Below are 20,531 nucleotides of genomic sequence, written 5' to 3' on the forward strand. Positions count from 1 at the left end.
CATACGATTGTTCCCATTTTTCATTTCCCCCTAAGTTTATAATCCCAAAAACTTTTTGTAACCGCTTAACTTTCTGTCTTTATTTTAATATGTTATACTTTTTACGTCAATAGGTTTTTAGTATAACACATTAAATATTTTTATTTTAAATTAGTATGCGATATTCAAACAAAAAAAACAGCCATATTTATACGTACGACTGTTTTACATTATTTATTCTTCGTATTCCGCATGCAAAGATGTAGATGGAACTAGAAATGAGAAAAACTGAGCTAACTCAGCTGCTTCCTCTTCTGAACCTAATTTGAACACTTCCTGCAAATGTTGAACATTCTCTACATCATCTCGTCCAAGTAAAGTAGACCTTCCTGTTTGCATGCAAACAATAAGTGGCTTTCCAAAAAACATATTTGTATAAATAACACCAAAATCATAACGAGTATCATGTGTCATAAACCCCAAAAATCGTACCTTCACACTTTCATGCTCATCATACAATTTTTCAAACATCGGTTTCCACCTTTCTACATCACCTTTCATTAGTATATTAAACAAAAAAAGGAATACTCCTTTTAATTGTCAAAAAATTCAGTAGGATGTAGAATGAGAGTATTCTACTAAGTTAGGGGGAACTTATATGCAACATGCCTTTATTACGCTTGTACCTAAATCCAATCAACAATCTGTTTCAATAGATGATATAAAACAACTTTTTCATTATTATAAAACAGTTACTTCCAAAACTGGTGTTCAAATTAATTACGCTTATACAAATACCGCTTTTCCGTATGAAATTTTAGATACATCAGCAACAACATTCAAACTACAATCTACGCACGATCGATATGACTCCATTTATGTTGGTGTCGGTATAGAAAAGGAACAAACTTATATTCAAGTTTCTTTACCACCTAATGCAACATTTGGTGATAAAGGAAAAGCAAATGAATTTTGCCGTTTTCTAGCGAAGAAATTAGAAGGAGAGTTGAAATTATTTAATGGAAGAACAATGTATTTCTATAAACGTTAATTTAAAAAATAGAAAATATAATTAAGAAAAGTATGCAATTTGAACACGTAAGGAATAATGCCTGCTTTCTAATTTGCAATACAAAATATGCGATCACATATGCTAAATAAAGAAATACAAAAAATAGAATGACTTTATAATGCAACTTATCACCATTTGACAATGATAATACAACAGAAAAACCACTCCATAATAAAAAATGATAAAATATAACATGTAATATTTTCATGGAACCTTCTCCTTTGACATGCTCTATTTTATTAATATATGGTATTAAGTTTGAATCAATTACATATTACACGAAAGCATATATACGGCTTTTGGATTTATATATGTTTTAACAATTCAATTAAATTATTATATATTCATTCGACAAGTACGTATAAAGACCTTGCAAGCCACTTTTATTATAAAATAAAAAATAGCCCATCTCTTTAAATAAGAGATGGGCTATTTTCATTACTTAAATTATTTTACAATGTGAATTGGCATTCCAAGAGCAACTTCAGCTGCTTCCATTGTGATTTCACCTAATGTTGGGTGAGCGTGGATTGTTTGAGCGATATCTTCTGCTGTCATTCCAGCTTCGATAGCTAAACCAATCTCAGAAATAATATCAGAAGCGCCTGCACCTGCAACTTGAGCACCTACAAGAAGACCATCTTCTTTACGTGTTACAAGTTGTAAGAAACCGTCAGTGCTGTTTAATGATAATGCACGACCGTTAGCAGCGAATGGGAACTTAGATACAGTTACAGTCATTCCAGCTTCTTCAGCTTGTTTCTTAGTGTAACCAACAGATGCTAATTCTGGATCAGTGAAGCATACTGCAGGAATTCCGATGTAATCGATAGCTGACGCATGGCCACTAATTGCTTCTACAGCTACTTTACCTTCGTAAGAAGCTTTGTGAGCTAATGGTGGTCCAGGAACGATATCACCGATTGCATAGATGTTTGGTACATTTGTACGACATTGCTCATCGATTTCGATGATGCCGCGGTCAGTCATTTTAACTCCAACTTGCTCAAGACCGATTTCTTGAGTGTTTGGACGACGACCTACAGTTACTAATACGTAATCTGCTTCTACAGTTTGGATTTCACCTTTAACTTCGAAGCTAACTTTTACGCCAGTTTCTGTTTCTTCAACGCCTTTAGCCATAGCTTTTGTATGGATTGTTACGTTACCTTTTTTCTGTAGAGCACGTTTAACAACAGAGCTCATAGCTTTTTCGAAACCAGCTAAGATTTCGTCGCCCGCTTCTACTACAGTAACTTCTGTACCGAAGTTAGCATATGCAGTACCTAATTCCATACCGATGTAACCGCCGCCGATTACAACAAGTTTTTTAGGAATTTCAGGTAAGCTTAAAGCACCTGTAGAGTTGATAACACGTTTAGAGTATTTGAATCCTGGAATTTCGATTGGTGTAGAACCAGTTGCAAGAACAGCATTTTTAAACGTATAAGTTTGAGCTGCATCTTCAGTCATTACGCGTAATGTGTTAGCATCTACGAAGTAAGCTTCACCGCGAATGATTTCAACTTTGTTACCTTTAAGAAGGCCTTCAACACCGCCAGTTAATTTCTTAACTACGCCGTTTTTCCATTCTTGAACTTTTGTAAAGTCAACTTTTACGTTCTCTGCAGTGATACCCATGTCATCAGAATGCATTGCATTCTCATAACGATGACCTGCATTGATTAACGCTTTTGAAGGAATACATCCAACGTTTAAGCATACGCCACCAAGGTTAGCTTTTTCAATGATCGCTACCTTTTGACCTAATTGTGCTGCACGAATTGCCGCAACGTATCCACCAGGACCTGCACCAACAACGACTGTATCTAATTCAATTGGGAAATCTCCTACTACCATTGTTATTACGCCTCCATTACTAATAATTGTGGGTCATTCAATAGACGTTTAATTTGGTTTAATGCTTTTTGAGCAGTTGCGCCGTCAATTAAACGATGGTCAAAGCTTAGAGATAATGCTAATACTGGAGCTGCAACGATCTCACCGTTTTTCACAACTGGTTTCTCAGCGATACGGCCGATACCAAGGATTGCTACTTCTGGGTGGTTGATAACTGGAGTGAACCATTGTCCACCTGCAGAACCAATGTTTGTAATTGTGCAAGAAGCGCCTTTCATTTCAGCAGGAGCTAAACGACCTTCACGTGCTTTACCAGCAAGATCATTGATCTCGTTAGAAATTGTGAAGATAGACTTGCGATCTGTATCTTTAACAACTGGTACTAATAGACCTTTGTCTGTATCAGCTGCGATACCGATGTTGAAGTAATGTTTATGAACTACTTCTTGAGAAGCATCATCTAAAGAAGTGTTTAACATTGGATATTCACGTAATGCAGATGTTAAAGCTTTAACAACGTATGGAAGGTAAGTTAATTTAATACCTTTGTCAGCTGCAACAGCTTTGAACTTCTTACGGTGAGCAACAAGTTCAGTTACATCTACTTCATCCATTAATGTTACGTGAGGAGCTGTATGTTTAGAGTTAACCATTGCTTTCGCAATTGCTTTACGGATACCACTCATTTTCTCACGAGTTTCTGGATATTCACCAGCTGGGATTGGTTGTGCTTTTGGTGCTTCTTCTTTCGCTGCTGCTGGAGTAGCTTCTACTGCTGCTGGAGCCTCAGTTGTTGCTACCGCTTGTCCACCATTTGCAAATGCATCGATGTCAGCTTTTACGATACGACCGTTCTTACCAGAACCAGCTACTTTATGAATGTCTACGCCGTTTTCACGAGCATATTTACGAACAGATGGCATAGCGATTACGCGCTCATTTACTACTTCTGCAGTTGCTGCTGGAGTAGCTTCAGCTTTAGGAGCTTCTTCTTTTGCTTCTTCAGCTTTAGGAGCTTCGTCATGATCGTCGCCTTTAAATTTAAGGTTTTCGTATCCAGGAGCATCAAATTTAATTAATGTATCTCCAACTACTGCAACCGTACCTTCTTCTACAAGTACTTCAAGTACTTTACCTTTAACAGGAGAAGGAATTTCTACTACTGCTTTATCATTTTGTACTTCAAGAAGTACGTCGTCTTCGTTTACTTCGTCGCCTGGTTTAATAAACCATTTTACGATTTCACCTTCGTGGATACCTTCACCGATATCTGGTAGTTTAAATTCAAATGCCACGGAATTCAGCCCCCTGATTCATTTCTTTATTATGGAATATGGCAAAAGAAATCAGCATGTGCTGATTTCTTTTGCACATGAATAAGTAAAAATTAGAAGTTCATTACTTTGTTAACAGCTTCAACAATATCTTTGTGGTTTGGTAACCATACGCTCTCAGCTTGAGAGAATGGGAATACTGTATCAGCAGCTGCAACACGTACAACTGGAGCTTCTAAGTTTAAGATTGCACGGTCGTTAATTTCCGCTACAACGTTAGCTGCAATACCAGCTTGTTTTTGAGCTTCTTGAACTACAACTACGCGGCCTGTTTTTTCAACAGAAGCGATGATTGTTTCGATATCTAATGGTTGAACTGTACGTAAGTCAACAACTTCTAAAGAGATACCTTCTTTTTCAAGTTCTTCAGCAGCTTTTAATGCAGCGTGAACCATAGCACCGTAAGCGATAACAGATACATCTGTACCTTCACGTTTGATGTCAGCTTTGCCTAAATCAATTGTGTATTCGCCTTCTGGTACATCTTGACGGAATGAACGGTATAATTTCATATGCTCTAAGTAGATAACTGGATCGTTGTCACGAATCGCAGAGATTAAAAGACCTTTTGCATCGTATGGAGTAGATGGAATAACAACTTTTAGACCAGGTTGTTGAGCCACTAAACCTTCTAAGCTATCAGCATGTAGTTCAGGAGTATGAACACCACCACCGAATGGAGAACGAACTGTTACTGGAGCAGTCCAACGTCCACCAGAACGGTAACGCATACGAGCTAATTGACCAGAAATTGAATCCATTACTTCATAAACGAAACCGAAGAATTGGATTTCTGGAACTGGACGGAATCCTTCAAGTGCAAGTCCAACTGCAAGTCCACCAATACCAGACTCTGCAAGTGGAGTATCCATTACACGGTCTTCACCGAATTCAGCTTGTAAACCTTCAGTAGCACGGAATACACCGCCGTTTACACCAACGTCTTCACCAAACACAAGTACGTTAGGGTCATTTTTCATTTCAACGCGTAAAGCATCAGTGATTGCTTGAATCATTGTCATTTGAGCCATGGCTTACTTCGACTCCTTTTCTTTGTAAATTTCATATTGTTCAGCTAAGTTGTAAGGCATTTTTTCGTACATGATTTCCATTAAATCAGTAACTTTTTGTTTTGGAGCTTGGTCAGCCTTAGCAATTGCTTGTTTGATATCTTCTTTTGCTTCTTCGATTACTTTCTCTTCAACTTCTTGAGACCATAGGCCTTTGTTTTCTAAGAATGCACGGAAGCGTACGATTGGATCTTTTTGTTCCCATTCGTTCTCGATATCTTTTGTACGGTAACGAGTTGGGTCATCACCAGCCATTGTATGTGGACCGTAACGGAATGTTAAAGTCTCGATTAAAGTAGGACCTTCGCCATTTACTGCACGCTCACGAGCGAAAGCAGTTGCTGCGTATACAGCTAATGGATCCATACCGTCTACTTGAATTCCGTAAATACCTGCTGCTACTGCTTTTTGTGCTACAGTTTTAGCTGCAGATTGCTTTTCTACTGGAGTAGAGATTGCATAACGGTTGTTTTGTACAACGAAGATTGCTGGAGCTTTGAATGCGCCCGCAAAGTTCATACCTTCGTAGAAGTCACCTTGTGAAGCACCACCGTCACCAGTGTAAGTAATTGCAACAGATTTTTTACCACGTAATTTCATACCTAACGCAACACCAGCAGTTTGGATGATTTGCGCACCGATGATGATTTGTGGAGCAAGTGCATTTACGTTCTCAGGCATTTGGTTACCCATGAAATGTCCACGAGAGAATAAGAATGCTTGGTATAATGGTAAACCGTGCCATACTAATTGTGGCACATCACGATATCCTGGTAAGATGAAATCTTCTGCTTCAAGTGCGAAATGACTTGCTAATTGAGAAGCCTCTTGTCCAGCTGTTGGTGCGTAGAAACCTAAACGTCCTTGACGGTTTAAAGAAATAGAACGTTGATCTAGTACGCGAGTATACACCATACGGCGCATTAATTCTTTTAATTGATCATCAGATAATTCAGGCATAGCTGCTTCATTCACAACTTCGCCTTTTTCATTTAAAATTTGTAATGTTTCAAATTGAGCTGCGATAGCTTTCATTTGCTCATCAACATTAAATAGGGTCTTTTTTGTTTTAGTACCCATTCCGTTCACCTCTTCCTCTCTTGAACCATATTCTGAAACGCTTTCACTATCTATTAGCTAGATGGAAACCGCAACAATGTAAACCAACAAATTTATTTGTCGGTTGAGAATAATTTTGTGTACCTAACAATCTGTACTAATGTTTTTTCAGAAACATATTAATACAATCTTGATCACGTTTTTTAGTTTACAACTATTCTAATTACGATGTCAATTACTTTGAATACGTTTTTTTATAAATAATCTGCAGGTTTCTCCTACACAAACGTGTTTTTATTTTTCACATCTGTATTAGTAAGCATTAACCTACTGTTATATTATTCCCTTTTTAACTTGTTTTTTCTCTTAGAATAATATGTAAACGATTTAATTCCCTTTAGTTTTTCTCTCTTCTTAGCAAAAATATACAAACTCTTCTTCCTTTTATAGGTAATTACCCATACATTTCTACTCTTCCTTCCATACATTATAGTAACCGCAGTATTAGCGGGAAATGATAAAGGAGGTCATCTCATGTACGGATATTCATATTGCTATCCAACTTGTTCATATCCTTCCTACGGTTATGGCGGTTCTTGTGGTGGGTCTGGACGCGGCTTCGCCTTAATCGTTGTGTTGTTTATTCTTTTAATTATCGTTGGTGCTGCTTGCATTCGCTAATGTAAAATGAAACAACTATGGAAAGAAAGAGACGGCTCTGCCGTCTCTTTCTTTTTATTCCTACATAACCGATCTATCTTCCCCTTACTTGCCGATGACTTTTTCCATCTCCTTTGGTAGACTAAAAGGGAAAGGAGAGATTACATATGCTTACAATGAAAGATGTAATTCGCGAAGGAGATCCTATTTTGCAAAACGTTGCAGAAGAGGTAGTACTACCAGCGAGCGAAGAAGATACAAATACTCTTAAAGAAATGATTGAATTTGTAATAAATAGCCAAGATCCTGAAATGGCTGAAAAATATAGTTTACGCCCTGGAATCGGATTAGCGGCTCCACAAATCGGTATTTCAAAAAGAATGATTGCGGTTCATGTAACAGATACGGACGGTACGTTATATAGTCATGCATTATTCAATCCAAAAATCATTAGCCATTCTGTTGAACGTACATATTTACAAAGTGGTGAAGGCTGTCTATCAGTAGACCGTGAAGTACCTGGTTATGTCCCTCGTTATACAAGAATTACAGTGAAAGCAACTTCTATTAACGGCGAAGAAGTAAAATTACGTTTAAAAGGGTTACCAGCAATTGTATTTCAACATGAAATTGACCATTTAAATGGTGTTATGTTCTATGACCACATTAATAAAGAAAATCCATTTGCCGCTCCTGACGATTCAAAACCTCTGGAGCGATAGTAAAAAAGGCGGAATACACTCTTCCGCCTTTTTACTATATGAAATAGATTCCATATTCACTTATAGCAATCCAGCCCATTTTAAACCGTGATATATACCGTCTTCACTAACATCCTTTGTCACATGATTCGCAAGTTTTTTCAAGTCTTCATGACCATTCCCCATCACAATACCTGTCCCAACTGCTTCAATCATTTCTAAATCATTTAAGCCATCCCCAAATGCATACACTTGTTCACGGTTAAATCCTAATTTTTCAATAAATTTCTCAATCCCTTTTGCCTTAGAACCACCATTTGGAATAATATCCATTGAATACGCATGCCAGCGAATAAAATGAAAGTCTGGGTATTGATTTATAAACTTTTCTTCTTCATTTACTTCACAGAAAAGAAGTGTTTGATAAATATTACGCTTCTCATAAAAATCAGGTTCATATGCCGGATGCTCAAAATGTAAACTGCCAAACCCTTCTTTCACATAATCATGATATTCCACTGATGCTCTCATTTCTTGATGATCAAGATATACAAGCGGATATCCTTCTTGTTTTGCAAACTGAGTAAACTTATGTAGAGCATCTGGATGTAATGGGTTATTAAATACTACCTCATCTTCAAATACAACGTACTGTCCATTAAAGCTAACATAATTGTGGATATTCAGTTCCTTACGAATATCTTCAAACATAAATGGTGCACGTCCTGTCGCAATTGCTACATGCACGCCTTTTTCTTGTAACTGTCTTACTGCATCTCGTGTAGATTGCGGAATCTTCTTATCATGATCTAATAATGTTCCATCAATATCAAAAAAGACAATTTTATCATTCATTTGTCAAAATCCTTTCTGTTACTCTATATTCCTATTTTGATTATCGCTTTTCAAATGCTAAAAAAAAGTATAACATATTAAACATCTGTGAAGAAAGCGTTCACTTTCTGACCTTATTTATGAAACCTGCATATATATATTAGTAAAAAATGTGGATACTTGTTCGTATGAATTTTCTTTTCTATTCTTTCTCATACTATATCTATAACTAACGGCTACTAATCGTTACTATAGAATAACTTTCTCTGTATGAGAAAAGACAAGATTCAACATTCACTTTTGTCCTCTTTCTTATATCAGAGACGGCATTTTCACTAGTAATATGCATGTTTAAAATAAGGAAAGGAAGGAGTAATCATGCTGAAGAAGCTGAAGAAAAAGCTGAAGCGTTATTTAAAAGATCTAGTCCGTAAAAAGACGATCGCTTAAATTGTGCCCATTTCGGGCTTTTTCTTCATTCTCATTCGAAAAAACATGAAAATCGTGACTGTTTGCTTTATAATAAGTAACAGATAATGCAAAACATAGACAAGGAGAGGTTTTCCAAATGATTTTTAAAGTATTTTATCAAGAAAAAATGACTGAGGTTCCAGTACGTGAAAATACAAAAGTTTTATATTTAGAGGCTACGTCTGAAAAGGATGTTCGTACAAAATTAAATAAGTTCGCATATAATATCGAATTCGTTCAGTCTGTGACTGGCAATCATCTTGAATATGAAAAAGAAAACGCTGATTTAACATTAGCGGAAATCGTATAGTCATATGAAATTTCTAAAGAATGATCAAGCAGCCGTTTTTGCTTTAGGTGGTCTTGGTGAAATCGGTAAAAATACATATGCTGTTCAATTTCAAGATGAAATTATTATAATTGACGCTGGAATTAAGTTTCCAGAAGACGAACTCCTCGGAATCGATTATGTAATACCAGATTACACTTATTTTGTGCGAAACGAAGATAAAATTAAAGGGTTATTCATTACACATGGTCACGAAGATCATATCGGTGGAATTCCTTACTTATTACGTCAAGTGAACATTCCGATTTATGGCGGAAAATTAGCAATTGCACTAATCAAAAACAAATTAGAAGAGCACGGATTACTTCGTAAAGCAAAGCTTTATGAAATTCAAGAAGATGATGTTATTAAATTTAAAAAGACATCTGTTTCCTTCTTCCGTACAACTCACAGTATCCCAGATTCATACGGAGTTGTTGTGAAAACACCTCAAGGACAAGTGGTTCATACTGGAGATTTCAAATTTGACTTCACACCGGTTGGTGAACCAGCGGACTTAACAAAAATGGCTGAAATCGGAAAAGACGGTGTACTTTGTCTCTTATCTGACAGTACAAACAGTGAAGTTCCAAACTTTACAATGTCTGAGCGCCGTGTTGGTGATAGTATTCAAGATATTTTCCGCAAAGTAGAAGGTCGTATTATCTTCGCAACCTTTGCATCAAATATCCATCGCTTGCAACAAGTCGTTGAAGCGGCTGTTGAAAACAATCGTAAAGTGGCTGTATTTGGCCGAAGTATGGAGGCAGCGATTGAAATCGGACAAAACCTCGGTTATATTCGCTGTCCGAAAGATACATTTATAGATGCATCTCAATTAAATCGTCTACCGGCTAATAAAGTTGTTATTTTATGTACAGGTAGTCAAGGAGAGCCAATGGCAGCACTTTCACGTATTGCTAATGGTACCCATCGTCAAATTCAAATTATTCCTGGCGACACAGTTGTGTTCTCTTCTTCACCAATCCCTGGTAATACAGTTAGTGTAAGCCGTACAATTAATATGTTGTACCGTGCTGGTGCTGATGTAATCCACGGAAAACTGTCAAACATTCATACGAGTGGACACGGTGGACAAGAAGAACAAAAACTAATGCTTCGTCTAATTAAACCGAAGTATTTCATGCCAATTCATGGTGAATATCGTATGCAACGTATGCATATGAAATTAGCAAATGATTGTGGTATTCCAGAAGAAAACTGTTTCATTATGGATAATGGTGATGTTCTTGCCTTACGTTCAGATGAAGCAAGTGTAGCTGGTAAAATACCATCTGGATCTGTTTATATTGACGGAAATGGTATTGGAGATATCGGTAATATCGTATTACGCGATCGTCGTATCCTTTCTGAAGAAGGACTTGTTATTGTCGTCGTAAGCATTGATATGAAAGAATTTAAAGTTGCAGCAGGGCCTGATATTATCTCACGTGGTTTCGTTTATATGCGCGAAAGTAGTGATTTAATTAATGATGCTCAAACATTAATTACAACTCATTTAGAAAAAGTAATGGAACGTAAAACAACGCAATGGTCTGAAATTAAAAATGAAATTACAGATACATTAGCACCATTCCTATATGAGAAAACGAAACGTCGCCCAATGATTTTACCAATCATTATGGAGATATAAGAAAAAAGGACAATACCTTTATGGTATTGTCCTTTTCTCTTATCTTAAAAAGTGCTTGAAACGATCTACTTCATCGTCATGACCAATTACAATTAATATATCTCCCGCTTGAATATTTTCCGTAGCTCGAGGGGATACAATAACTTCTTTACCACGTTTAATCGCTACAATATTCAATCCAAACTTCGCACGAATATCTAATTCGATTAAAGAATGACCATCAATTTTTTTATTTGCAATAATCTCTACAATGCTATGCTCATCTGAAAGCTCAAGATAGTCTAGCACATTACTTGATGCAATATTATTAGCAATCCTTTTTCCCATATCACGCTCTGGGTGCACAATGTGATCTGCTCCTATTTTACTTAATACTTTTTCATGGTAATCATTTTGAGCTTTTACAGTAATATTTTTTACACCTAACTCTTTCAGAATTAATGTTGTTAAAATACTTGAATTTAAATTGTCTCCAATCGCAACGACTACATGATCAAAATTACGAATACCAAGACTTTTTAATACCATCTCATCTGTTGAATCTGCAATTACAGCATGTGAAGCTATATTTGCAAACTCATTAATTTTATCCTCATCTGAGTCAATTGCCATTACTTCCATACCTAATTGAGCAAGTTCCCGACAAATACTTCCACCAAAACGCCCAAGCCCAATGACAGCAAATTCTTTCTCTTTTTCACCCACAGAAATTCCTCCAATAACATCGAATACTATGTATTTTTATTGTAACATACTTTAGATTTGCTACAAAAACCTGTATATCATTCTTTATTTTTGTTTTTGCATATAAAAATACTGTTGTAAATAAAATGCGATACTGAAAATTAACATACCAAATACAAATATGTTTCCAAATGAACTAAACGTTTCAAAAACGAATAATAACGTTTCTTGTCCGAAGAAAGCAAATAATAGTTGTGTGAATGCGAATAGCAATGCCAATATGTAATGGTGTTGATGGAATAAATAATGCGTTGCACCTAAAAAAGCGATAAACGAAAGAATGAAAATCCACCAATTTTCTAAAAACAGTTGCCAATTCGTAAATTGATACCCATTTACTAATATCGCAATAATTGCTATAACCGCCATCGTTGGCACACTCCATAACAATGCACGCCCTCTAAAGAAATGCGTACCTTTTACATCTCCCTTTTCATTTGCAATGTATGTTAGCACGACAGTACTTATATACAACACAGAGAGAATTGTTAAAACAATTATGAGCCAAAAATGCAACTGATAATATTCATGTTCTATATTCGTCACGATAGCAGCTAGCATACACGGTATTAGCATTCCCGTCCAACCATCTACTTTTCTCTCATTCCAAAATACCGTATTACCAATACGAATTCCTAATAGCATAAAAATAATGATACCTAGTACAAATAATGTAGTCTTATTTCCTACTAAGCTCGTTGAAAAAGCAATTAATCCAATAAATAAAAAAAGAACAAACCCATTCATAATTTCTAGTACAGGTGATAAATACCTTTTCACCCAGTTGTATGTCTCTTCATATTCATGATTATTCGCTAAACGGTAGGCATAAAAACTTATCCCAAAATAAACCGCCGCAATAATAACATATGTATATAAAACAAAACATAAAATCGCACTGCTAATCTGCACGTAATTCCCCACCCTTTTTTCTACGTTTCACCTTGATTTTACACACTCTCCACACGAATTGTAAACATATATAAGCTAGTTAACTAATCATCTTCTCAATAAGTGATAATGAATAATGAGCAGCGGCTCAAAACCACTGCTCATTATTTTATCCATTTGTATGCCGATGTGTATCCAAAACAGATATAAAAGATGTTTTCACCTTGGAACTAACGAATACCCACCAAGTTGGCGAGCAAATTTACTTTCTAGTTCCCTTCCACTTTACATATTGATCTAAAAATACAATAGCTTTCTCAATAGCCTCTTCATCTGGCTTTAATTTTGCATGATGTAAACCATATTCTGAATTTACTCCAAGCCAAAACATAAATCCAGGAATCTCTTGAAGCATATAACCAAAATCTTCACCTGTCATTGCCTCAGTACATGTAATTACTTTCATATCAGTTTGTTCACTTACAAATTGCATAAACTCTCTCGTTAATGCTTCATGGTTATATACTTGGTGATACATCGCTCCGTAGTCAATAACCGCTTCACATTGGAAGGAAGCTTCTATACCTGCAACAATTGCCTCAATCCTACTTTTAACACGACTCATTGATTCCACTGATAACGTTCGAATCGTTCCTTCTAACCGAGACTTTTCTGCTATGATATTTTGAACTGTACCGCCTGTTATTTTTCCGATTGTAATTACTGCACTATCAAGTGGGTTTACATTACGACTAATAACAGACTGAAGCTGTGTAACAAGGTGACTAGCTGCGACAATCATATCATTTGCAGTATGAGGATAAGCTGCATGTCCACCTTTCCCCTTTAAATCAACATATAACTCTGATGTATTTGCAAATAATAGCCCCTCTTTTGTAGCAATTGTTCCTACAGGGTATTCAGGTGCAATATGAAGGCCGAGAATAATATTCGGCTTCCATTCTTTTAACTCTTCACTCTCTAACATAGGAAGAGCCCCTCCAGGCCCTTCTTCAGCTGGTTGGAATAGAAATACAAGGTCATCATCTATTCTTTCTGTTACAGCTGCTGTTAGGAGGCCTAAACCGATTGTCGTATGTAAGTCATGTCCACATGCATGCATCATTCCTTCATGAACAGAAGCGAACTCATATCCAGTTTCCTCTGTAATTGGTAAACCGTCTATATCTGCGCGATAACCTATAACTTTTTCTGGATTTCTTCCCTTTACTTTAACAATGACACCTGTTCTCCATACTTTCACTTCCACATGTTCATTCGAAAGCGTTCCTATGTAATCTAAAATATACTGTTGTGTTTTCCACTCTTTAAATCCAATTTCCGGTATTTTGTGTAAGTCTCTACGAATTTGAACGAATTTGCTTACTACCATTTTTGCACCTCTATCTATAAAAAGCGTAAGAGCCTGTTTATGCTCTTACGCTTTTTTGTTTTTATTTCTCTGGGTTTAATTGACGAAGCTCTTGTTTAATTTCAGTTTTTGCTTTTGTCTTCTCATCAATCTCTTTAATTACACGTGCTGGAGTACCTGCTACAACTGTATATGGAGGTACATCTTCTGTTACAACAGCTCCTGCTGCTACAACTGCACCTTTACCTACTGTAACTCCCTCTAACACAACTACGTTAGCACCAATAACAACATCGTCTTCAACGATAACTGGTTTTGCTGAAGGTGGCTCAATAACACCTGCAAGTACTGCGCCTGCACCTACGTGACAGTTCTTACCAACAGTTGCACGTCCACCAAGTACCGCGTTCATGTCGATCATAGACCCTTCACCAATTACAGCACCGATATTAATTGTTGCATTCATCATAATAACAGCGTTGTCGCCGATTTCAACGTGGTCACGAATAATCGCACCTGGCTCAATACGAGCTTTAATACCTTTTAAATCAAGCATTGGAATTGCAGAATTACGACGGTCATTTTCAACAACGTAATCAACAATGTACTTACTATTTTCATCTAGAATTGTCTTAATTTCAGACCATTCTCCAAATAATACACCAGACTTTTTATTTACAAATGCTTGTACCGTTTCAGGGAATGTTACTTCTTTTAAATCCCCTTTTATGTATACCTTTACAGGAGTTTTCTTTTCACTTTTTTGAATAAACGAAATAATTTCGTTAGCGTCCATCATTTTCATTCTTGTTGCCTCCTAAATCCATTTATAATGTTACTCTACCAAACGATAGGGCGAGTAGCAAGATAATAATCCTATTTTTCCATTTGAATTTCTTCTATAATTTCTAAAAATGCTTGTACTTGCTTCAATTGTCTAGCTGATTCACTCGTCAATAACCATGTTTCTCTCGTTAATTGGACAGGTGTTTTATACATATTTTCCTGTACTTCTTTTAAAACAGTAGAAGGTAAAAGAGCATAACCTATACCATTTAAAACGAGTTGTTTGCAAGTCTCAATTTGATCAACGACAATTGTTCTCTTAGGTGGATTAGAAAATAAACCATACCACCAATTTTGTATTTGTCCATAATAAGTCGAATCACTTTTAAATTGAATAAATGGTCTATTTGTTTCTTTTAACATCGAAATATCTTTTATTTCTTTATCCACTAAATAAAGTTCATCTTCAAATAATTGTTGCTTCTGGCCTTTATATTCTTGTGTTCCTCTCAATATAGCAACATGAACGTCTCCTTCATAAAATTGCTTTTGCACTTCACTACTCCAGCCAGTAAACAGCGATATTTTCACAGAAGGATATTTATGTACAAACTTCTTCAAAACAGGAGGAAGCCAATATTGACCAATAACTGATGCGACAGCTATTTTTAACGTCCCATGAGTTTCTGTTCTAAAAACAGCTAGCTCACTTTTAATATCCTCTTCCCTTTGTAGCATTTCTTTTGCGTAATTTGCGACTTTTTCCCCTTCAGGTGTAATTGTCAATCCTTTTTGCGAGCGAATAAAAAACTTCATTCCCCATTGTTTCTCCATAGATTGTAATCGTTGACTAAGCGCAGGTTGTGAAACAAATAAACGTTCCGCCGCTTTTCTCATATTTGATTCCTGTGCTAACACAACCATCATTTGAAAATCATCAATTTGCAACTTTCTCCCTCTTTCCTTAGCTTCCATACACCTTATCTCAATAAGCTTTTCATCCTTAATTTAACTACATACGCTTATATTTTTTATCTTTTTAAATATAATACATACACAACTGATATGCACGAAAAAAAAGTGACTTCTTCGGTTCTATGAAGTCACTTTTCTCACATTATCGATTATGTTGCCTTACTTTTTTATTCAACAATTTTAAAATCGCTCGACGTGTTAAAATCCCCTCAAAATACCCATCTTCATTGACAGCGCAAATAAATGGATGATCAATAGTCATTTCTAATGCTTTTGCAAATGAATCTTCTAACTTAAGAACCGGAATATCTTTCTTCATTACTTGCTCTACTTTCATTTCGTCAAGTCTTTCAAACTCAATGCGTTCTAGCCCTAACATACCGTCTAAAATCATAGCAGTACTAATTAACCCATGCAATTTGTACATCGGGTCCAAAACAGGTATCGCCGAATATCCAGATTTCACAAGTACGAGTAAAGCATGCTCTAAACCATTCCCTATTTGGACGTGTGCTACTTTTTCTGATGAAATCATTAAATCTTTTACAAAAATTTGTTGAAACTCGTCTTTTGGAATACTAATCATATTACATCCCCCATTTTCCCTTTTTCCTGCTTATAATTACCGGCTCTATTCACATTTTATGACAGCGTTTTCACATTATTATTTTGTCCTTACATTCTTTCAGTAAAAAACAAAATTACACAGCTATTTTAGCATATAACACAAAAAAAAGACTACCATTCCGGTAGCGCTTAATACCCTTTATTTTTTAATCTGTAAAATAACCTTGTGATTTTTTTATATTGCATCACGTCTGTCTTTTTTAAACCATTCTCGATATCTGTAAGTTCCACAGCTAAAATTTCACTCGCATAATTTTGCTGAAATAAAATATCTAGTAACAAACTTTCCTCTTCTTCCGTTAAAACAAATTCCCTTTTCATATACCCCTCTCCTTATACTCGCATCGTTACCATTATTATATAAAATTTTCAGCCTATTTAATAGATGTAATATTCAGTTTTTAGTGAAAGAAATATATAAATTGTTTTTATTTCGTATATCGATTTGCATAACTAAACGCCGCATAAGCATCTGGCTTAATTTTTGCAGTTAATCCCATCGCTTGAATTTTCGCTGTCATATCTAGAATAAATTCTTTTGTTAAACCATCATTTCCGATATCTAAGTGAATCTCCATTATAAAACCAGCACCATCTTGAGCATATGGATGCAATAAATCCCATATTGTTTGTATATGATTTGGAGTAAATAGGCATGCAATTTCTTGACTAAACTGCGTCTCTAAATATATTTTCTCACGTAAAGTTGCTGGCTTATCTTTTACTGATTGATGGTGTAAACACCCCCAGGCTCCTTTTCCAACGCGATGAATATGAATTGCCGTAATAAACCTCGTATCCTTTTGATGTGCTTGTGAGTCTGTCCCAATGGATAAACGATATAAATTTCGCGGATCCTTTTCAATGAAATTACAAATACGGGTAAAGACCATATCAAAATTTAAATGTCTCTCTGAAACATTATAAAATTTATGTTCACCGGCCACATAGTCACGTCCTTTCAATTAGACAGACTTTTCGTATTCTCATTGTATGGGACAAAAACAAAAATTATAACTCCCTACCCTTTATTCGTTTCAATATTCCGAATTACATAATGGCAAACTTGGCACGTATAAATTACGTTTTGATTCGATTGAGCCGTTAGTACATGAATAATCTCAGCAGAATTGTGACAATTAGGACAAATCACAACTGGTAAACGTTCCATATAACACACCTCCTCACTATTTTCATCCCGCTATTTACTATCCGTCCTCAATTGGTGATGGATAATAAGCTGTATAGGACGAAGAAACCCTACTAATTACACTTTCACTTTATTACCATTGTAGGAAAAATGAAAAATCCTTATACATATATACTAAAAGTAATAGAACTAAAAAAGGTGTTGCCCTATGGCAACACCTTTTTTATATGTATCAAGAAATGATATCGTAAATCTCAATTGCAACCATGTCGATATTATCGAATTGATACACTTGAGGTTTTTCACCTTGTTGATACACTTCTAACTCATACATTTCACTTTTATCGAAAAATTTCACGCTACATTTGCGCTCACCGTTCACTTCAAAATAGCGTTGTGCTACTTCACCGCTTTCAGCTTGTTCTTGTAGACTAACAAGTCGAGTTAAAATTCCTTGGAGTAGAGACATGAAATCTCTCCTTTCTCTGATCTTCCTACCAATAGGTTTTACAGCTATACTCATTCTATCCGTCATAACAGAAAAAATGTTCCACACTCTAGGATAAAGGTTATTGGCCAGAAACTCAACTAAAAATTTGTCGAAATACGAAGGAAAAAACAGAAAGAACATCTTTTCCCTTCTTTATTGCGATTTTTATACTGGAAGAATATAATAAAAAACAGTAAAAAGGAGGAATTGCAATGAAAAAAATTGAGGTTTACACACAACCTGATTGTCCGCCATGTGTTATTGTGAAAGAATTTTTAAAGCATAATAACGTTGTATACGAAGAATTTGACGTAAAAAAAGACGCCGCTGCTCGCAATCGTCTTTTATATGACTATGATTCTTATTCAACTCCGACGGTTGTAATTGATGGAGAAGTTGTTGCTGGTTTTCAAATTGAAAAATTACAACAACTTCTTAATATAGAATAGGAATAGGTAAAGACCTATTCCTATTTTTATCCCGCTATATTTTGGAAGTATGCATCTGATTGTGGCAAGTTCATATTAAACAGGATATGCCCTGATTAAAGTTTCACTTTATAATTGTTGTAACCTTTTTATTTCAGTTAAAAGTTCTTGGCTTTCATGATATCCGGCCAATTTCCATTTCCCTTGATCTCTTTGCAATGTTACAATTTGATATTGTCCACTTTTCGCCCGCTCATAAACATATAAAATTTTATGCTCTTCATCATATGACATTTTCGTTTCTGAATTAAAAGAAAATGGCGCTTCTTTTGCTGGAAGTAAATATTCACCACTTTGTTTATCACTTCTACTATTTTCATCTGTAAATACTTGAAGGAAATTCTCTGTAAAATATGGTGATAACGTTTCTATCATCTTATTCATCGGCAAACGCTTCCCACGAATTGAAAATTGGCTTTCATAGCCTTTTTGTATCGTTACAAACACTTCTTTCCGATCGACTTTCACTTCCTCTTTTCCTAAAACAGTTGTAACACTATAACCAACTAGAAAGGCAACACATACAAATAGAACTAACCATATTCCATATTTCCTCATTTTTTCACCTTCCTTTTTAGAAAACTTGTCTTTGTAGTATTCATTGTAACAATGATTATGCAAAGAAAGGGCTGGTTTCGTTCGTAAAATCTTTACAACGATAGACAGCATTTTCGGCACCATTTTCACTATTACCAATTTATGATAAAAACAAACAAAAAATGCACGAATCTCTTCGTGCATTAAAATAAAACATCTTCTTCATATAAATATTCATACGATAAATCTATAAATAAAAAGTTTTCATCATCAATCGGGAAAGAAAATGTTCGTACCATCTCACCGGTTTCAATATCAGCATATAAATCTGAAAGTCTTGCCTTATTCTCAAAACGCATTTTCATAATATTCTCTAGAAAATACGGGCGCCAACTCCAGTTCTTCATGTAATACTCAGGCATCACAATCCATTCCCCATCTTTTTTCATAACGTTTCCTGATTGTTGGAAACCATCTTCGTTACAAATAAATATACGAAAACTACATTGTGATACACTTTGGCTAAATTGTAATAACCAATCATTTATATCTTCATTCTTTTTCTGTTTGGCTAAAACATCGCCAATTCGATCACGTAACATTTCTGTTAAATTATAAATCTTTTGTAGTTTTTTCTTCTCATGTTGAATAAATTGATGACACTCATTACCAAGTCGTTCTTTCAAAACGTTCGTTTCAATAAAATCAGGTAAGCATTCTTTCAAATAATTCCCTTGATAGTACCTACCACCGTTTTTCCATGCATATTGTAATTGATAAAAAGCATCTATTTCTTCATATAACAATGTCGCACCAATTCTTCTAGCAAGTAATGATAAAGAATATAAAATATCTTGATAAGATTGTAAAAGTGCAGTTTGCCTTAAATTTGTTAAATCTACTTTTAAAATATCAGGTGCTAACACGCTAATACGTTCTAAATTACTTGTACCTGTTCCGACTTTATTAATCGAAATTTGAATACCATATGTACGATAATACATAAGCAAATGATTAAATTGCTCTATATCTTCTTTACATTCATGTTCTGTAATTTCTAAAACAATGTTTTTCAAATTTAAACCTTGTTTTTCATACATCAATAAAAGTTGAAGCAAACTTTCATCATCATCGTTCATCAATACGTTAGCATTCCGATGTATAAATAATAATAGTTTTTGATCACTTTCTAAATAACGATTTAAAGCTTTTTCTACTATAATGTTATCCGCTTCTAGTTGAAACTCACTTGGAATAGAGTCATCATGAAAGAAAGAAGCTAAACTTTGTATGCCCTCTTCTGTTTGAATACGCCCTACTACTTCATATCCAATTACAGTATGTTCATCAGCACTAAAAATTGCTTGATAATAAGGAAGGACTTTATCCAAGTTACTCATTACATCTAATGCATCTATCAACGTGCTTCCCTCCCTTTACTTTTCAAAA

The 20,531-nt window shown here is 35.3% G+C and carries 25 protein-coding genes; 6 read left to right on the plus strand and 19 right to left on the minus strand.

What is annotated here, in order from left to right; translation table 11 throughout:
* Window positions 1-213: 213 nt before the first annotated feature.
* The gene (locus tag MR083_RS06315; RefSeq protein ID WP_011040622.1) at window positions 214-510 is read right to left on the minus strand and encodes a DUF3055 domain-containing protein; all 297 of its coding nucleotides are present in this window, start codon (window positions 508-510) and stop codon (window positions 214-216) included.
* 127 nt (window positions 511-637) lie between these two features.
* Between MR083_RS06315 and MR083_RS06320 the strand changes: the two genes are divergently transcribed.
* Window positions 638-1,030: a DUF1885 family protein gene (locus MR083_RS06320; protein WP_001163309.1), complete on the plus strand. Its 393-nt coding sequence runs from the start codon at window positions 638-640 to the stop codon at window positions 1,028-1,030.
* Between the two features lies 1 nt (window position 1,031).
* Here MR083_RS06320 and MR083_RS06325 read toward each other — a convergent pair whose 3' ends face one another.
* The 5 genes from MR083_RS06325 to pdhA form a co-directional block, all read right to left on the minus strand.
* The gene (locus tag MR083_RS06325; RefSeq protein ID WP_000697468.1) at window positions 1,032-1,259 is read right to left on the minus strand and encodes a hypothetical protein; all 228 of its coding nucleotides are present in this window, start codon (window positions 1,257-1,259) and stop codon (window positions 1,032-1,034) included.
* A 239-nt stretch (window positions 1,260-1,498) separates the two neighbouring features.
* Entirely contained in the window at window positions 1,499-2,911 is a 1,413-nt protein-coding gene (lpdA, locus tag MR083_RS06330) for a dihydrolipoyl dehydrogenase (RefSeq protein ID WP_000260111.1), read from the minus strand.
* Window positions 2,912-2,916: 5 nt separating this feature from the next.
* Complete coding sequence (gene pdhC / locus MR083_RS06335) at window positions 2,917-4,206, minus strand: pyruvate dehydrogenase complex dihydrolipoyllysine-residue acetyltransferase (protein ID WP_242268740.1); 1,290 nt, start codon at window positions 4,204-4,206, stop codon at window positions 2,917-2,919.
* A gap of 92 nt (window positions 4,207-4,298) precedes the next feature.
* Entirely contained in the window at window positions 4,299-5,276 is a 978-nt protein-coding gene (gene pdhB, locus MR083_RS06340; RefSeq protein ID WP_000068166.1) for a pyruvate dehydrogenase complex E1 component subunit beta, read from the minus strand.
* Window positions 5,277-5,279: 3 nt separating this feature from the next.
* Complete coding sequence (pdhA, locus tag MR083_RS06345) at window positions 5,280-6,395, minus strand: pyruvate dehydrogenase E1 component subunit alpha (RefSeq protein ID WP_000536893.1); 1,116 nt, start codon at window positions 6,393-6,395, stop codon at window positions 5,280-5,282.
* Between the two features lie 513 nt (window positions 6,396-6,908).
* Between pdhA and MR083_RS06350 the strand changes: the two genes are divergently transcribed.
* Together MR083_RS06350 and def are read left to right on the plus strand one after the other, a co-directional pair.
* Window positions 6,909-7,055 (plus strand): YjcZ family sporulation protein, encoded by a 147-nt coding sequence (locus MR083_RS06350; protein ID WP_000274562.1) that lies wholly within the window; start codon window positions 6,909-6,911, stop codon window positions 7,053-7,055.
* A gap of 146 nt (window positions 7,056-7,201) precedes the next feature.
* A complete protein-coding gene (gene def / locus MR083_RS06355; RefSeq protein WP_242268742.1) occupies window positions 7,202-7,756 on the plus strand; it encodes a peptide deformylase in 555 nt (184 codons plus the stop codon).
* A gap of 60 nt (window positions 7,757-7,816) precedes the next feature.
* On the opposite strand, the gene MR083_RS06360 is transcribed toward def, so the two are convergent.
* Entirely contained in the window at window positions 7,817-8,590 is a 774-nt protein-coding gene (locus MR083_RS06360) for a Cof-type HAD-IIB family hydrolase (protein ID WP_242268744.1), read from the minus strand.
* Between the two features lie 547 nt (window positions 8,591-9,137).
* Between MR083_RS06360 and MR083_RS06365 the strand changes: the two genes are divergently transcribed.
* Window positions 9,138-9,350, plus strand: a complete 213-nt coding sequence (locus MR083_RS06365; protein WP_000576444.1) for a DNA-dependent RNA polymerase subunit epsilon — start codon at window positions 9,138-9,140, stop codon at window positions 9,348-9,350.
* Window positions 9,351-9,354: 4 nt separating this feature from the next.
* Window positions 9,355-11,022, plus strand: coding sequence for a ribonuclease J1 (gene rnjA / locus MR083_RS06370; RefSeq protein ID WP_000670369.1), 1,668 nt, complete (start codon window positions 9,355-9,357; stop codon window positions 11,020-11,022).
* A 39-nt stretch (window positions 11,023-11,061) separates the two neighbouring features.
* On the opposite strand, the gene MR083_RS06375 is transcribed toward rnjA, so the two are convergent.
* The 10 genes from MR083_RS06375 to MR083_RS06420 all read right to left on the minus strand — a co-directional run bounded on the left by MR083_RS06375 (window position 11,062) and on the right by MR083_RS06420 (window position 18,036).
* Window positions 11,062-11,727 (minus strand): potassium channel family protein, encoded by a 666-nt coding sequence (locus MR083_RS06375; protein ID WP_000504032.1) that lies wholly within the window; start codon window positions 11,725-11,727, stop codon window positions 11,062-11,064.
* Window positions 11,728-11,811: 84 nt separating this feature from the next.
* Window positions 11,812-12,678 (minus strand): hypothetical protein, encoded by an 867-nt coding sequence (locus tag MR083_RS06380; protein WP_001167328.1) that lies wholly within the window; start codon window positions 12,676-12,678, stop codon window positions 11,812-11,814.
* 241 nt (window positions 12,679-12,919) lie between these two features.
* A complete protein-coding gene (locus MR083_RS06385; protein WP_000261645.1) occupies window positions 12,920-14,050 on the minus strand; it encodes an N-acetyldiaminopimelate deacetylase in 1,131 nt (376 codons plus the stop codon).
* Window positions 14,051-14,111: 61 nt separating this feature from the next.
* A complete protein-coding gene (dapD, locus tag MR083_RS06390; RefSeq protein WP_000783248.1) occupies window positions 14,112-14,834 on the minus strand; it encodes a 2,3,4,5-tetrahydropyridine-2,6-dicarboxylate N-acetyltransferase in 723 nt (240 codons plus the stop codon).
* 71 nt (window positions 14,835-14,905) lie between these two features.
* Entirely contained in the window at window positions 14,906-15,790 is an 885-nt protein-coding gene (locus tag MR083_RS06395; protein WP_001984809.1) for a LysR family transcriptional regulator, read from the minus strand.
* 142 nt (window positions 15,791-15,932) lie between these two features.
* Entirely contained in the window at window positions 15,933-16,376 is a 444-nt protein-coding gene (gene cbpB, locus MR083_RS06400) for a cyclic-di-AMP-binding protein CbpB (RefSeq protein ID WP_000623566.1), read from the minus strand.
* Window positions 16,377-16,546: 170 nt separating this feature from the next.
* Window positions 16,547-16,738: an antirepressor AbbA gene (abbA, locus tag MR083_RS06405; RefSeq protein WP_000817794.1), complete on the minus strand. Its 192-nt coding sequence runs from the start codon at window positions 16,736-16,738 to the stop codon at window positions 16,547-16,549.
* 107 nt (window positions 16,739-16,845) lie between these two features.
* Window positions 16,846-17,364 carry a ribonuclease H-like YkuK family protein gene (locus tag MR083_RS06410; protein WP_000896650.1) on the minus strand — a complete coding sequence of 173 codons (519 nt, stop codon included), beginning with the start codon at window positions 17,362-17,364 and terminating at the stop codon, window positions 16,846-16,848.
* A 74-nt stretch (window positions 17,365-17,438) separates the two neighbouring features.
* Complete coding sequence (locus tag MR083_RS06415) at window positions 17,439-17,588, minus strand: hypothetical protein (protein ID WP_000440537.1); 150 nt, start codon at window positions 17,586-17,588, stop codon at window positions 17,439-17,441.
* Window positions 17,589-17,799: 211 nt separating this feature from the next.
* Window positions 17,800-18,036, minus strand: coding sequence for a YkuJ family protein (locus MR083_RS06420; protein WP_000055151.1), 237 nt, complete (start codon window positions 18,034-18,036; stop codon window positions 17,800-17,802).
* A gap of 233 nt (window positions 18,037-18,269) precedes the next feature.
* Between MR083_RS06420 and MR083_RS06425 the strand changes: the two genes are divergently transcribed.
* Window positions 18,270-18,506 carry a glutaredoxin family protein gene (locus tag MR083_RS06425; RefSeq protein ID WP_000717880.1) on the plus strand — a complete coding sequence of 79 codons (237 nt, stop codon included), beginning with the start codon at window positions 18,270-18,272 and terminating at the stop codon, window positions 18,504-18,506.
* Between the two features lie 108 nt (window positions 18,507-18,614).
* Here the strand turns inward: MR083_RS06425 and MR083_RS06430 are convergent, their stop codons facing one another.
* Window positions 18,615-19,103, minus strand: coding sequence for a DUF3993 domain-containing protein (locus MR083_RS06430; RefSeq protein WP_001233820.1), 489 nt, complete (start codon window positions 19,101-19,103; stop codon window positions 18,615-18,617).
* 182 nt (window positions 19,104-19,285) lie between these two features.
* Window positions 19,286-20,503, minus strand: a complete 1,218-nt coding sequence (locus tag MR083_RS06435; RefSeq protein ID WP_000564304.1) for an EAL domain-containing protein — start codon at window positions 20,501-20,503, stop codon at window positions 19,286-19,288.
* Window positions 20,504-20,531 lie beyond the last annotated feature (28 nt).

This window comes from Bacillus cereus group sp. BfR-BA-01408 (assembly GCF_022663305.1).
GTDB lineage: Bacteria > Bacillota > Bacilli > Bacillales > Bacillaceae_G > Bacillus_A > Bacillus_A pacificus.